Here is a 13,949-nt window from a genome sequence, read left to right on the forward strand (position 1 = left end):
ACCTCAGCGGAACAGCGCCGTGGTCGATTGCATCATCTGGTCGGCGGCGCTGATCACCTTGGCGTTCATCTCGTAGGCGCGCTGGGCGGCGATCAGGTCGCTCATTTCCGAGACGACGTCGACATTGGCCTGCTCGAGGCTGCTCTGGGTGATGTTGCCGAAACCTTCGGAGCTCGCGGTACCGTCCTGCGGCGGGCCGGAGGAGGGCGTCTCGGTGAACTGATTGTTGCCGACCGGCTGGAGGCCCGCCTTGTTGATGAATCGGGTCAGGCCGATCTGGCCCTGGACGGCCGAGGTCGACGAGCCCGGCAGCGTCACCGAGACCTGGCCCTGCACGTTGATGGTGAGGCCCGAGGCGTTGTTCGGGATCGTGATCGTCGGTTGCACCGGGTTACCCTGCGCGGTGACGATGCGCCCCTGATTGTCCATCTGGAAGGTGCCGTCGCGGGTGTACTGGTAGCTGCCGTCGGGCATCAGGATCTTGAAGAAGCCTTCGCCCGTGATGGCCATGTCGAGGTCGTTGCCGGTCTGCGACAGCGTGCCCTGGGTCATGCTGCGCGGGGTGCCGACGGTCTTGACGCCGCCGCCGATGTCGACGCCGACCGGCAGGATGGTGCCCTGGTCGGACGACTGGGCGCCGACCCGGCGGACGTGTTCGTAGATCAGGTCCTGGAACGCCGCGGTCTGCTTCTTGAAGCCGGTGGTGCGCAGGTTCGCGATGTTGTTGGAGATCACCTGAACGTTGAGTTCCTGTGCCGCCATTCCGGTTGCTGCGGTGTGAAGCGCCTGCATGTCAGTTCTCCCTCAATCAGGCCGGAACGTCGGCGAGCTTCTCGATCGCCGATTTGTGCATGTCACTCTGCTGCTGGAGCAGGTTGGCGATGGCGGTGTAGCTGCGCATGACTTCGACCATGCGGCTCATCTCACCGACCGAGTTCACGTTCGACTTCTCGACATAGCCCTGCTGCACGGTCGACTTGGTGTCGGCCTGCGGGACCGCGGAGCCGATGTTGTAAAGGTTGGCGCCGAGCTTCGTCAGCTTGGCCGGATCGTCGAACGAGGCCATGCGGATCTTGCCGCGGATCGAGTCGTTCTTGGCCGTGCCCTCGAGCACCGTGACGGTGCCGTCCGGCGCGACGTTGATGTCGTGATCGGTCGGCTGGAAGGTGATCGGGCCGCCGGTGCCCAGCACGAGGTTGCCGTCGGAGGTGACGAGCTGGCCGGTGCTGTTGAGCGAGAATTTACCGTCGCGGGTGTAGCGCTCGGCGCCATTGGCCTGCACGGCGAAATAGGCGTTGCCGCTGATCGCCATGTCGAGCGGATTCTTGGTCGGCTCCATCGGCCCCTGGCCGACGTCGCGGAAGGTGCCGCGGTCCTGCACATAGGAGACCCGGCGGTCGGAGCCGACGAAATTGTCCTCACGCGCGTTCGAGTTGAGGTACTCCTCGAACAACGAATGGTCGGCCTTGAAGCCGTTGGTGTTGGCGTTAGCGACGTTGTTGGCGATGACATCCATCTGCCGTTCCAACGTCATCTGTCGTGACAAGCCGATCAGAAGCGCGTTCTGCATCGGAAATCTCCCCTGAGTGAGATCCGCCAGCTCGCTCTCCCAAGCGCATTGGCCGATCCCGTGAACGAGACCTCGGGTTCTCCCAAACCCTAGGTCTCGATCCTTTCTCAGCGAAACTCGTGCCAAGCCAGAAAAGAACGTAATTTCAACGTCTTGTCTATTTTTCGAGGGCGCGGGGAGGCGGCAGAAAGGGTCTGTTAGCCATGTTTGCCCGGCAGATTTTTCCTAGCGAAGGCCCGATCGAAAGGTTCCGTTAACCATTATTACCGTAGCGTTTGGGCGTAAGAGGAGCACTGCGCTGGGGCATTTGTATCGCGTCACTGTCTGCCAGGAGCTTCGCTCTTTCGACCCCTTTGAGAGATGAGCGAGCGCGGCGATCATGGCAGAGAATGAAGCGGAAGGCGGCGCAGCCGCTGAGGGCGCGCAAGCCGCTCCGCCCAAGAACAAGTTCAAGCTGATGATCATGGCGGTAGGCCTGCTCGCCGTTCTCGGCGGCGGCGCCGCAACCTGGTTCTTCTTTTTTCGCCACGGCGACGACGAGCATCACGCCGAGGCGGCGCCTCCGCCCAAACCGCCGTCTTTCGTCGAGGTTCCAGACATCATGGTCAACCTCGCCGGCGCGCCGGGCGAGCGCGTGCAATATCTGAAGCTCAAGATCGTGCTGGAGCTGAAGGAAGAGAAGCAGGTCGAGGCGATCAAGCCGACGATGCCGCGCATCACCGACATCTTCCAGACCTATGCGCGCGAGCTGCGCTCCTCCGACCTCAACGGTTCCGCCGGCATCTTCCGCCTCAAGGAAGAGCTGACCAAGCGCGTCAACGCGGCGGTCGCTCCGGTCCAGGTCAGCGCGGTGCTGTTCAAGGAAGTCGTGATCCAGTGAGCATGACGGGCTAGGGATCATGGCAGGCACCGACCAACCAGACCAGGATGCAATTGCCGCCCAATGGGAGGCCTCGCTCGATTCCGAGGATCCCGCCGAGGCCGCGAAAGCTGCTGCCGAGAACGAACTATCGGAGACCATGGCCCTGCAATGGGCGGCCATGGTCGAGGATGGCAGCCGCGATCTCGGCGCCGGCAAGAATTCCGGCGAACGGGTGTTGTCGCAGGAGGAGATCGACAACCTCCTCGGCTTCGCGGTCGGCGACGTCACGCTCGACGATCATTCCGGCATTCGCGCCATCATCGATTCGGCGATGGTCTCCTACGAGCGTCTGCCGATGCTCGAAATCGTCTTCGACCGCCTGGTGCGGTTGCTGACGACCTCCTTGCGCAATTTCACCTCCGACAACGTCGAAGTCTCGCTCGACCGCATCACCTCGGTGCGCTTCGGCGACTACATGAACTCGATCCCGCTGCCCGCCGTCCTCACTGTCTTCAAGGCCGAAGAGTGGGACAATTTCGGCATGGCCGTGGTCGATTCCAGCCTGATCTACTCGATGATCGACGTGCTGCTCGGCGGCCGCCGCGGCTCGAGCCAGCTGCGCATCGAGGGCCGGCCCTACACCACGATCGAGACAGAGTTGGTCAAGCGGCTGGTCGAAGTCGTCATGGCCGATGCCGAACAGGCGTTCCGGCCGCTGTCGCCGGTGACCTTCACCATCGACCGGCTCGAGACAAACCCGCGTTTCGCCGCGATCAGCCGTCCTGCCAACGCCGCGATCCTGGTGCGCCTGCGCATCGACATGGAAGATCGCGGCGGCAACATCGAGCTCCTGCTGCCTTACGCGACCATCGAGCCGATCCGGGGCGTCCTGCTCCAGATGTTCATGGGCGAAAAGTTCGGCCGCGACCAGATCTGGGAAGGTCATTTCGCCACCGAGATCGTCCAGGCCGAGATCTCCGTCGACGCCGTGCTCTACGAAGCCGACATCCCACTCAAGCAGCTGATGCGGCTCAAGGTCGGCGACACGCTGCCGCTGGACATGCGCGCGGATGCCAACGTCACCGTTCGCTGCGGCGACGTCACCATCACCGAAGGACGCATGGGCCGGGTCGGCGACCGCGTCGCGATCCGGGTGACGAAACCCTTGCGCAAGCCAAGTACGACACTTGCGATGTTCGAAAAGGTCGACGAGCAGAACAAGATGATGGAGGCCCCATGAACCACTCCCTAGGAATGGCGATCGAGACGCTGGTGGCTATCCTGCTGATGCTGACCATCGTCTACTGCGTCACGCTCAACAAGCGACTGACGCGGCTGAAGGCGGACGAGCATTCGCTGAAGGCGGTCATCGGTGAGCTGATCACCGCAACCGAGATCGCCGAGCGCGCGATCGGCGGACTGAAGCTCGCCGTGCGCGACGTCAACGAGAACCTCGGCAGCCAGCTTGCGTCGGCGACCCAGATGTCCGAGCAGCTCTACAAGCAACTCGGCGAAGCCGACAATGTGGTGCGGCGGCTGTCCAAGATCGCAATCGCCGCGCGCCCCGTGACGAACCCGGAAATGCTCGCCGCGCCCGCAGCCAAGCCCTCGTCGGCGAAGGCGGTGGCGGCTGCGGCCGAAGCCTTCTCCGAACGCCGACGATCCAACGGTCTTGCCGCATAAAGTCAGGGTATGAAGTCTTTTCGCAACATCCGCGTCATTCCGATCGTGCTGGTTGCCGTCGCTGGCCTCGCCACGCTGAAGGTCACGGGTCTTGTGATCAATGGCGGCTATGTCTTCGACTACAAGCAGAGCCCGACCAAGAAGTCCTGGGCGCAAGAGAATTTGAACTTCCCGGCCAGCCGCGAAGATCCCGATATCACCGGCTCGACCCATGGCGCGCCGAAGGAGGCGCCGAAGCCGGCCGCACCGGACACCAAGTCCGAAGGCGCCGCGGTCAAGGAGGAAGCCCAGCCGCAGATCTCCGCCTCGGAGCGCGCGATCCTGGAACGCCTGCAGTCGCGCCGCCAGGAGATCGAGGCCCGCCAGCGCGAGATCGACATCCGCGAGAGCCTGTTGAAATCCGCCGAAAAGCGCATCGAAAACAAGGTCGAGGAGATGAAGGCGGTAGAAACCCGTATCTCCGCGACGCAGGCCGAGCAGAAGGCCGCCGAAGCCCAGCGCATGAAGGGCCTCGTGACCATGTATGAGGGCATGAAACCCAAGGACGCCGCGCGAGTCTTTGACCGGCTCGAGATGGGCGTGCTGATCGAGATCGCCTCGCAGATCGCGCCACGAAAAATGTCAGACATCATGGGATTGATGTCCCCGGAGGCCGCCGAGCGGCTGACGGTCGAGATGGCCCGCCGGGCCAATGGCGGCGGCGATCAGTCCGCTTCGGCCGGCGAGCTGCCCAAGATCGACGGCAAGCCGACGCAAAACCCGAATTGAGGGCTCATACTTAAGAAGTCCTTAATTGCCAAAATCTACAGTCTGGGGCAGGGGCCGGCAGCAATGCCGGCGTGGACCGTCGAACCGGAAGTAATGCCGCCAATGGCGCGAGAGGCTGCCGCTGGATTTGTGTCGCGAGCCCGCGTCCTGGCGCGGAGGCTGTCGCGTCATGTCCGCGCGGCGCCGCTGCTGGCAGCGAGCCTGCTGATCGGCTTCACGACGCCTGTCCGGGCGGCCGATGCGATCCGGGGCGAGGCGACTTTCTCGGCCGGCGGCGGCTTTGCCCGTCTCGTGATCAAGCTCGGAGAGGACGTCCCCTCCGAGGTGACGACGGCCGGCTCCATTCTCGTCATCCGCTTCGACCGGGCGGTCGACGTGCCCGTCGACCGCGTCCCGGAAGGCGCGCCCGACTACGTCAACTCCGCCCGCCGCGATCCCGACGGCGGCGCCATCCGGCTGTCGCTGGCGCGGCGCGTCACCGTCAACACCATGAATGCCGGCGAGCGAACCTTCATCGACCTCTTGCCGGAGGGTTGGAAGGGACCGCCGCCAAGCCTGCCGATGGACGTGGTCAAGGAACTCGCCGAGCGCGCGCGCGTCGCCGAACGCGCGCTGCGCGCCCAGCGCGCCGCGGCGGAGAGCAAGAAGCGTCCGCAGATCCGCGTGCGCGCCTCGGTGCAGCCGACCTTCGTCCGCTTCGTGTTCGAGATGCCCGACGGCGTCGGGGTGTCCTCCGTGCTCAACGAGCAGAAGCTTACGCTCGCCTTCAACGCCAACCTCAATTTCGATCTGGCGGACGCGGTCGTCGCAGCGCCGCCGAACGTCGCCTCGATCAAGCAGAAGGCCGACATCGACCAGACCAGTGTCGAGATCGCGCTGATCGGCGATTCCGACGTGCATTCGTTCCGCGACGAGAAGAACTACGTCGTCGACATCTCCTTCCAGCCGGACAAGGGCAAGACGGCCAATTCGGCCGAGGCTGCGATCGCACAGGCCAAGCCCGCCGCCCATGGACCGGCGCCTGCGCCTGAAAAGCCGGCGGCCGAGAAGCCGAAGGACGCGCATCGCGAGATCGCGCCGCCGACGTCCGAGACGATCGCGCGCGAAGCCAGGATCGACGTCAAGCCCGAGGTGAAGCCGGAAGCACCCTCCGCCATGCCGCCCGCTGAAGCGCCGAAATCGCTGCCAGCTCCTGCGGTCGAAGCTGCGCACGCTGCGCAAGCGCCCAAGGAAGCGGTCAAGGAAGCGGTCAAGGAAGTTTCAAAGACGGTCGCGCCAGTTGCAGAAACTGCGGTCGCGCCCGCCAAGCCGGTCATGGCCGAAGCGCCTCAAGAGGTCGTGAAGGAAGCTGCCAAGGAACCCGTCAAGGAGCCGGCCACGGAGGCCCTCAAGGCTGCTCCAGTAGAGGCGCCCGCAGCTCCGCAGCCGAGTGGTGCCAGCGTCGATGTCCGCCGCGACAGCGACGGCCTGCGCGTGACCTTTCCGCTTCAGGTCGCAACGCCTGCGGCGGCGTTCCGCCGTGGCGATACCGTCTGGCTGGTGTTCGATACGGCGAAGCCGATCGACGTCGAGGCGATCCGCACCAAGGGCGGTGCGATGATCGGGGAAGTCGGCCGCGTCCCGCTCGAGAAGGGACAGGCGGTGCGCATCCGTCTCACCCGGCCGCTGGTCTATTCGCTGACGAGCGAGGAGGTCGGCAAGCAGACCAACTGGCTCTTGACCCTCGCCGACAAAATCCAGGCGACGCCGCTGCCGCTGATGATCTCGCGCAACATCACCGACCCGGCGCTTGCCAACATCGCGATCCCCTTCGCCAATCCGGGGCTCCTGCACAAGCTCACCGATCCCGATGCCGGCGATACGCTCTATGTCATCACCGCGCAGCGGCCGGTGCGCGGCTTCATCAAGCGGCAGGATCTCGTTGATCTCGCGCTGCTGGAATCCGCGCATGGCATCGCGATCCGGCCAAATTCCGACGAGGTCGGCGTCGAGGTCGGGGCCGACAAGGTCATCCTCGGCAAGAAGGGCGGGCTGACGCTGTCGCCGGTCGACATCTCGGCCGAGCGCGCGCCGACCGCGGTGCGGCCGGTCTTCAGCCCCGAAGGCTGGCGCAAGGGCCAGTCGGAAAATTTCATAGCGCGTCAGAACGAGCTGATCACGGCGATCTCCAACGTCGAACCGGCGATGCGTTCGCTGCCGCGTCTCGACCTCGCGCAATTCTACATGTCGCGCGCGATGTATCACGAGGCCAAGGCCGTCACCGAACTGATGCTGGCCGATTCTCTCAACAAGGAGGAAAGCGGCGCGCTGATCATGCATGCGATCGCGAGCATCCTGATCGGCCGGCCGGCGCAGGGCCTTAAGGACCTCGCCAACCCCGTGATCGGCAACAGCCACGATTCCCAGCTCTGGAAGGCTCTCGCCTATGCGCGCCAGGGCAAATGGGCGGACGCGCGCGAGAAGTTCAAGAACGTCGAATTCGCCATTGCCTCGCTGCCGCTCGACATCCAGCGCATCGTGACGATGGAGGCGATGCGCGCTTCGCTCGAGGTGAAGGACTATGCCGGCGCCTCCAAGCGCCGCAGCGAGCTCGAGGTGGTCGGCGTCTCGCCCGAGGCCGCGCCCGGCTTTGCAGTGCTGCGCGGCCGGCTCGCCGAGGCGCTCGGCCACGACAAGGACGCGCTCGACGACTACAAGTTCGCGGTCGGCTCGTCGGACCGGCCGGCTGCCGCCGAGGCCAAGCAGCTCGAGGTCGCGCTGCGGCAGAAGCGCGACGAGATCGGCAAGGAAGACGCGCTGCGCGAGCTCGAAACGCTCTCGATGACCTGGCGCGGCGACTCGATCGAGGTCAAGACGCTGCAGATGCTGTCGCAGATGTTTGCCGAGAACGGGCGCTACCGGGACGCGCTCACCGCGGCGCGTACCGCGACAAAGCTGCAGCCGAACGCGGAAGCCTCGCGCCAGGCGCAGGACCTCGCCTCCGACCTGTTCACGCAGATCTTCCTGGGGCCCAAGGGCGACGAGCTGCCGCCGATCGAAGCGCTGGGGATGTTCTACGAGTTCCGCGAGCTGACGCCGATCGGCCGTCGCGGCGACGAGCTGATCCGACGCCTCTCCGACCGTCTCGCCTCGATCGACCTGCTCGATCAGGCCGCCGAACTCCTGCAATACCAGGTCGACCACCGCCTCGAAGGCGCGGCGCGTGCACAAGTCGCCGCACGCCTGTCCATGATCTATCTCGCCAACCGCAGACCCGACATGGCGATCACGGCGTTGCGCGCGAGCCGTATCAGCGACCTCTCAGGCGAGCTCAGGCAGCAACGCCTGCTGCTGGAGGCGCGTGCCCAGAGCGACGTCGGCCGCCACGATCTCGCGCTCGACATCGTCTCCAACGTGACGGGACGCGAGGTGCTGCGGCTGCGCTCGGACATCTTCTGGGCGGCGCGGCGCTGGCGTGAATCCGCCGAGCAGATCGAGCTTTATTACGGCGAGCGCTTCCGCGACTTCAAGCCGCTCAACGCGGTGGAGAAAAGCGACATCATCCGCGCCGCCGTCGGTTATGCGCTCGCCGACGACTCGATTGGCATGTCGCGCTTTCGCGAGAAATATGCGCCGCTGATGAGCGAGAGCGCCGATCGGCTCGCGTTCGACATCGCGAGCAAACCGACCGGCGCCTCCAGCGCCGAATTTGCCGATATCGCCAAGCTGGCTGCCAGCGTCGACACGCTCGACGGCTTCCTGCGCGAGATGAAGCAGCGCTTCCCCGACGCCACCGCGCGCGCGCCGGCCTCGCCGCAGGCCAAGGACGAATCCGACCACACCGGCTCGCTGCCCACGATCCCGGTGGTGCGGCAGATCAAGATGACGCGGTAGGATCGCTGCTCCTTCCGGGCCTCGCGACAGGTCTCGTGAGCAAGCTCTCGAAGTGACGGGCAGCGCCGAATCCTATCGCCCGGGGCGCGGGCTTAATTGAGCTTTACCCGGACCTGATAAATTGCCGAGGCCAAGGTCGAGGCAAGCACTAGCACGAGACCAAGCCCGATCATGGGATTCCTTGCGATCACCGCCGCAAGCGATACCCCCAGCGCCGCGGCCAACATCTGCCAGAAACCCAACAGGGCCGAGGCAGCACCGGCGCGATCGCCGAATGGCGAAAGAGCTTGCGCACTGCAGAGCGGATTGACCATACCCATGCCTAGCAGGAATACGCATGCGCCGACAAGAAATGGCAAAAAGCGCCCGTCGAGAAGCGCGAATAGCAACACCATACCGCCACCGACACAGGCCAGCGCGAGGCCGATGCAAATCGATCGGTCGAGACCAAGGTGCGGAACGATTTTTGTAGCGGTAATGCCAGCGCTAAAGACGATCATGACAGTGCCTGCGAAGAACAGGCCGAGTTGCATGGGTGTGAAGTCGAGGCCTTCTATCAAGACACGCGGTAACGCCGAAAACATTGCAAACAGCGCACCTAAGATGAGGCTAACGGTTGCGGCAGGAACCAAGAAACGGCGGTCAGTCGATAGCGACCAGTAATTCTTGGCGATTGTCGAGAAATCGAACTCGGCGCGCGGCGCGTGGTGCGTTTCTCCGAAAGCCGCAAGAAATGCTGAGGCGGCGACGACGGCGAAGATTCCGACGAACACAAATGCTGAACGCCAGCCAAAAAAATGATCCAGCGCGCCACCGACCAGGGGCGAGAATCCGGGCGCCGCTGCCATCGCAACCATAACAAACGTGAGCACGCGCGCTAGCTTTTCGCCCTGAAAAAGATCTCTTGCGATAGCTCGCGAAAGGACAGACGTGGCACATGCGCCACCGGCCTGCACAACGCGACCAATCAATAGTGCCGCCAAATCATTGGCTAACGCGCACCATATGCTACCTGCGAAAAATACAGCAAACCCGATCATCACGGGTATGCGCCGGCCGAAACGATCCGACAACGGACCGACAACAAGTTGTCCGACCGCGAACATGGCGAGGAATATGGTGATAGCTGAGGTTACCTGAGCGCTGGAGACGCCTACCGCGACGGCGATGCTCGGTAGCGAAGGCAGCAGAATGTTGGTGGCCAACGTGCCACTCGCAGACAGCGCAGCAAGAACGGCGACCTGAAGACCAAGCGGCACGGCTCGAGCGAGCGGACGGTCTTCGACGTTGCTGGTCATAAGCCGCTTCGGATCAATGGATGATAATGATCATATCAACCACCCATTGAATGCGCAACCTGAGCATAGTCCGGTATGTCACGAACCGCCGAACGCGCTCACGGTGGCAGGCTTCCGCCCTGCGCTGATAAGCTGAAGTGCACGCCTACAAGCCTGGGCCAGAGGATAGGGGCAGTGACCGCTCCCCAGGCCGGCTACCCCCCGTAACTCTGCACCAGGCTCCCTGCCACCAGCGACCAGCCGTCGACGAGCACGAAGAAGATCAGCTTGAACGGCAGCGAGATGGTCGCGGGCGGCAGCATCATCATGCCCATCGACATCAGCACGGAGGCGACGACGAGATCGATGATCAGGAACGGAAGGAACAGCAGAAAACCGATCTCGAAGGCGCGCTTCAGCTCCGAGATCATGAAGGCGGGGACGAGGATGCGTAATCCGAGGTCGTCGGGAGTGGCGGGCGGCGGCTCGCCGGAGAGATCCAGGAACAGCTTGAGGTCCTTCTCGCGCACGTTCTTCTGCATGAAGCCGCGCAGGGGGACGGAGGCGCGCTGAAGCGCGTCCTCGACGCCGAGCTGATTGGCGACCAGCGGACGGATGCCTTCGTCGTAGGATTTTTGCAGGACGGGTCCCATCACGAAGAAGGTGAGAAACATCGCCAGCGCGATGATCACCGAGTTCGGCGGGGCGGTCGCGGTGCCCATCGCGGTGCGCAGCAGCGACAGCACGACCACGATGCGCGTGAACGAGGTCATCATGATCAGGATCGACGGGGCGATCGACAGCACGGTGAGCAGAGCGATCAGCTGGATCGCGCGCTCGGTGACGCCGCCACCGCCAGCGCCTCCGCCGCCGAGATTGATGCTGATGTCCTGCGCATGCGCCGGCATCGCGAGCGAAGCCGCGCCGATCAGGACAGAAAGAAAAAAAACTCTACGCGGGAGGGCCGGCAGCCTCACGAAGACGGCTTCGGACGGCCGAGCAACGAGGCCATCTCGTCTTCGAGATTTTCAAAGCTGGTCTTTTCCGGGGCCGGCTTTGCGGGAGGGGCCGGTGGTGCCGGCGGCTCGCTGCGGGCCACACGCGGGGGAGCGGCCGGGGGCTCCGGCGCGACCGGAGGGGCAAGCGTCTCGCCGGCGGGGCGGCGCAGCGCAGCTTCGAGCCGCTGCGCCATCTCGGCGAGATTCTGCTCGGCGCTCGATGGCGCCGCGGGAGCGGGCGCCGGCGGCGGAACGGGCGGAGCCTGCGGCACAGGCGGAGGAGGCGCGGCGACGCGCTCGGCGCGCACCGGAGGCGCCTTCACCGGCTCGCTCTGGCGCGGCGGACGCGGCATCAGAGGGGGTTCGTTGCGCGCAACGCGCGGCGGAACAGGTTCGGGACGCAGCTCGCGCTCAGGGCGCGGCGCGATCGGCTCGGAGGTGAAGCCGCCCAATGGCGGCTCGTTGCGGCGTTCGGCCATCGCGGGAGCCGGCCGGCGCACTTCGTCGGCGAAGGAGGGGCGCGTGGGTCGCGGTGGCGGCTCGGGCATGTGCGGCTCGGGATGATCGAGCAGTTCGGGCCGCGGTGCTTCGTCGGCCCAGCTGCTGCTATCATGCATCGGCGCAAGACGCGGCGGCTCGGCCGCGTTGGGGCGCTGCGGGAGCTGGTCGCGGCCGGGCGCCGCGCGCACGATGTTGGGTTCGACGACGATGTCGGTGGGGCCGCCGATCATCAGAAGATGCTCGACATTGTCACGCCGGACCAGCACCAGGCGGCGGCGGCCGTCGACCGCGGCGGCATCGATCACGGCGAGCCGGGGCATCCGGCCGCGCTGGGTGTTGGCGCCGAGCCGGCTGGTGGCGAATCGGCGAACCAGCCATGCAGCGACGCCGATCAACGCCAGAACGACGATGAACGCGACGATGAAGGTGATAGGGCTGCCTTGCATACTTGTCCCCGACAAATGGCGCTTGTCTCGGGCCCGTGGTCAGATGCGCCAACCACCGGCTTACGTTGCCCCAAACTGCGATTTCTTAACGTCCCACGGCAAGTTTTGCCGTCCCCAACTCTTAATAACCCATGAATCGCTCGATCCAAAACGACTTCTTGGCCTGTGCACGCGCCGCCAAGCGGTTGGGTTAATGCCGTTTTCGGAGGCGTAGAATCACGGGGCATGCGCATTCGTGTCCCGGCGGGGGACAACTGCTGCGACCTCCTTAACCAGCTGTTAACCATACAGGCGGCAAATTCTGCCTAGCTTCGGGCCACGGGTCCTGCGAGGCGGAAGGAGCCGCAACGATGTCCATCAACGATCTTCCGGTGCTATCGGCGCTTCGCACCAAGATGCAATGGCACCAGGAGCGCCAGCGCGTCCTGTCCGAGAACGTCTCCAATTCCGACACGCCCAAATTCCGGCCGCGCGACCTGGTCGAGCCGAAGCTGGACAAGGCTGGCGCCGTCACGGGTTCGATGGGCCCCTTGGCGCTTACCCGCACCAGCGGTTCCCACATGGCGCCGTCAGGCGCGGCCTCCGGATTCGACCAGAACAAGAATGCGGGTTTTGAGACCCGCCCCGCGGGCAACGCCGTCAATCTCGAAGAGGAGATGATGAAGGCCGCCAGCAACCAGATGGATTATGCGGCGGCGACCTCGCTCTATTCGAAGAGCCTGCACCTGCTCAAGACCGCGATCGGCAAAGGCTAGAGCTAGAGGAAGCGCATCATGGCGAATGATAGCAGCGACTTTGCCCGCTCGATGGCGATCGCGACCTCCGGTCTGCGGGCGCAGGCCGGGCGCATGCGGGTGATCTCGGAGAACATCGCAAATGCGGATTCGACGTCGCAGAGCGCCGGCGGCGATCCCTACCGGCGCAAGGTGCCGACCTTCTCCTCCGCGCTCGACCGTACACTCGACGCGCAGGTCGTCACCCTCGGCAGGATCAAACCCGACCAGTCCAATTTCCGCACCAAATACGAGCCGAACAATCCAGCGGCGGATGCAACCGGCAACGTCAAATATCCCAACGTGAACTCGGTGGTCGAGATGACCGACATGCGCGACGCGCAGCGGTCCTACGAGGCCAATCTCAACATCATCAGCGCGACGCGCCGGATGATCCAGCGCACCCTCGACATCCTCAAGAGCTGAACAGGACATTTGAACCATGGCAACACCGACAATTGCCGCCAACGCCTATGCAAACCTTGCCCGCGTGCTGGAGAACAGCGGTGCCGGCAAGGGCAGCGAGCCGAGCGGGCAGTCCTTCGCCTCTCTTCTGAAAGACACCGTCGGCAGCGTCCTGGAGTCCGGCCGCAAATCCGATGCGCAGACGGTGGCGATGGCCGCCGGCAAGGCCAATGTGATGGACGTGGTGACGGCGGTCGCAGACACCGACGTCGCCGTGTCCACGCTGGTCTCGGTCCGCGACCGCGTGATCGCGGCCTATGAAGACATCATGAAGATGCCGATCTGATTTTTGGCGCTCGCGCCCGCCCCAATCGTCATTGCGAGTGCAGCGAAGCAATCCAGAGTCTTTCCGAAGCGGCAGTCTGGATTGCTTCGCTGCGCTCGCAATGACCGGGGATAGGCCTTCGCATCACTCACAAGAGCGGTGGGAGGTGAGGAATAAGACAAAGGAACTGCGAAATGACCGGACCGGAAACCCTCGACGTCGCGCGTGATGCGATCTGGACCATCGTGATCGTGTCGTCGCCCCTGATGGTGGTCGGCCTCGTGGTCGGCGTCGTCGTGTCGCTGTTCCAGGCGCTGACGCAGATCCAGGAGCAGACGCTGATCTACGTGCCGAAGATCCTGGCCATCTTTGCCACAATGCTGTTGGCCTTGCCGTTCATGGCCGACGCGCTGCATTCCCACATGCTGCGGATATCGTCGCGAATCATCGGCGGCTGAGGCACTATGC

At 64.4% G+C, this 13,949-nt stretch carries 14 protein-coding genes; 9 read left to right on the forward strand and 5 right to left on the reverse strand.

Going from position 1 to position 13,949, the window contains the following annotated elements; translation table 11 throughout:
- Nucleotides 1–3: 3 nt before the first annotated feature.
- Nucleotides 4–792, reverse strand: a complete 789-nt coding sequence (gene flgG, locus IVB41_RS28315) for a flagellar basal-body rod protein FlgG (RefSeq protein ID WP_007602131.1) — start codon at nucleotides 790–792, stop codon at nucleotides 4–6.
- Nucleotides 793–808: 16 nt separating this feature from the next.
- A complete protein-coding gene (flgF, locus tag IVB41_RS28320) occupies nucleotides 809–1,570 on the reverse strand; it encodes a flagellar basal-body rod protein FlgF (RefSeq protein WP_247437369.1) in 762 nt (253 codons plus the stop codon).
- A gap of 379 nt (nucleotides 1,571–1,949) precedes the next feature.
- Between flgF and fliL the strand changes: the two genes are divergently transcribed.
- The 5 genes from fliL to IVB41_RS28345 all read left to right on the forward strand — a co-directional run bounded on the left by fliL (nucleotide 1,950) and on the right by IVB41_RS28345 (nucleotide 8,756).
- The gene (gene fliL / locus IVB41_RS28325; protein WP_247287339.1) at nucleotides 1,950–2,450 is read left to right on the forward strand and encodes a flagellar basal body-associated protein FliL; all 501 of its coding nucleotides are present in this window, start codon (nucleotides 1,950–1,952) and stop codon (nucleotides 2,448–2,450) included.
- A 19-nt stretch (nucleotides 2,451–2,469) separates the two neighbouring features.
- Nucleotides 2,470–3,672, forward strand: coding sequence for a flagellar motor switch protein FliM (gene fliM, locus IVB41_RS28330; protein ID WP_027567600.1), 1,203 nt, complete (start codon nucleotides 2,470–2,472; stop codon nucleotides 3,670–3,672).
- Nucleotides 3,669–4,115, forward strand: coding sequence for a DUF6468 domain-containing protein (locus IVB41_RS28335; protein ID WP_027567601.1), 447 nt, complete (start codon nucleotides 3,669–3,671; stop codon nucleotides 4,113–4,115). Before fliM ends, IVB41_RS28335 begins: the two co-directional genes overlap by 4 nt.
- Before the next feature lie 9 nt (nucleotides 4,116–4,124).
- Nucleotides 4,125–4,883: a MotE family protein gene (locus IVB41_RS28340; RefSeq protein ID WP_247437371.1), complete on the forward strand. Its 759-nt coding sequence runs from the start codon at nucleotides 4,125–4,127 to the stop codon at nucleotides 4,881–4,883.
- Nucleotides 4,884–4,946: 63 nt separating this feature from the next.
- Nucleotides 4,947–8,756 (forward strand): tetratricopeptide repeat protein, encoded by a 3,810-nt coding sequence (locus IVB41_RS28345; RefSeq protein WP_247437373.1) that lies wholly within the window; start codon nucleotides 4,947–4,949, stop codon nucleotides 8,754–8,756.
- Nucleotides 8,757–8,848: 92 nt separating this feature from the next.
- On the opposite strand, the gene IVB41_RS28350 is transcribed toward IVB41_RS28345, so the two are convergent.
- The 3 genes from IVB41_RS28350 to IVB41_RS28360 all read right to left on the reverse strand — a co-directional run bounded on the left by IVB41_RS28350 (nucleotide 8,849) and on the right by IVB41_RS28360 (nucleotide 11,978).
- The gene (locus IVB41_RS28350) at nucleotides 8,849–10,054 is read right to left on the reverse strand and encodes a multidrug effflux MFS transporter (protein ID WP_247362560.1); all 1,206 of its coding nucleotides are present in this window, start codon (nucleotides 10,052–10,054) and stop codon (nucleotides 8,849–8,851) included.
- A 194-nt stretch (nucleotides 10,055–10,248) separates the two neighbouring features.
- Nucleotides 10,249–11,010 (reverse strand): flagellar type III secretion system pore protein FliP, encoded by a 762-nt coding sequence (gene fliP / locus IVB41_RS28355; RefSeq protein WP_027567605.1) that lies wholly within the window; start codon nucleotides 11,008–11,010, stop codon nucleotides 10,249–10,251.
- Nucleotides 11,007–11,978: a flagellar biosynthetic protein FliO gene (locus IVB41_RS28360; protein ID WP_247437375.1), complete on the reverse strand. Its 972-nt coding sequence runs from the start codon at nucleotides 11,976–11,978 to the stop codon at nucleotides 11,007–11,009. The genes fliP and IVB41_RS28360 overlap by 4 nt, the downstream gene beginning before the upstream one ends.
- A 350-nt stretch (nucleotides 11,979–12,328) precedes the next feature.
- Between IVB41_RS28360 and flgB the strand changes: the two genes are divergently transcribed.
- The 4 genes from flgB (at nucleotide 12,329) to fliQ (ending at nucleotide 13,939) form a co-directional block, all read left to right on the forward strand.
- Nucleotides 12,329–12,733, forward strand: a complete 405-nt coding sequence (flgB, locus tag IVB41_RS28365; protein WP_027518914.1) for a flagellar basal body rod protein FlgB — start codon at nucleotides 12,329–12,331, stop codon at nucleotides 12,731–12,733.
- 18 nt (nucleotides 12,734–12,751) lie between these two features.
- A complete protein-coding gene (flgC, locus tag IVB41_RS28370; RefSeq protein ID WP_027567607.1) occupies nucleotides 12,752–13,177 on the forward strand; it encodes a flagellar basal body rod protein FlgC in 426 nt (141 codons plus the stop codon).
- Nucleotides 13,178–13,193: 16 nt separating this feature from the next.
- Nucleotides 13,194–13,502: a flagellar hook-basal body complex protein FliE gene (fliE, locus tag IVB41_RS28375; RefSeq protein ID WP_007612285.1), complete on the forward strand. Its 309-nt coding sequence runs from the start codon at nucleotides 13,194–13,196 to the stop codon at nucleotides 13,500–13,502.
- A gap of 173 nt (nucleotides 13,503–13,675) precedes the next feature.
- The gene (gene fliQ, locus IVB41_RS28380; protein WP_007612284.1) at nucleotides 13,676–13,939 is read left to right on the forward strand and encodes a flagellar biosynthesis protein FliQ; all 264 of its coding nucleotides are present in this window, start codon (nucleotides 13,676–13,678) and stop codon (nucleotides 13,937–13,939) included.
- Nucleotides 13,940–13,949: the final 10 nt, after the last annotated feature.

Source organism: Bradyrhizobium sp. 44 (assembly GCF_023073095.1).
Taxonomy (GTDB): domain Bacteria; phylum Pseudomonadota; class Alphaproteobacteria; order Rhizobiales; family Xanthobacteraceae; genus Bradyrhizobium.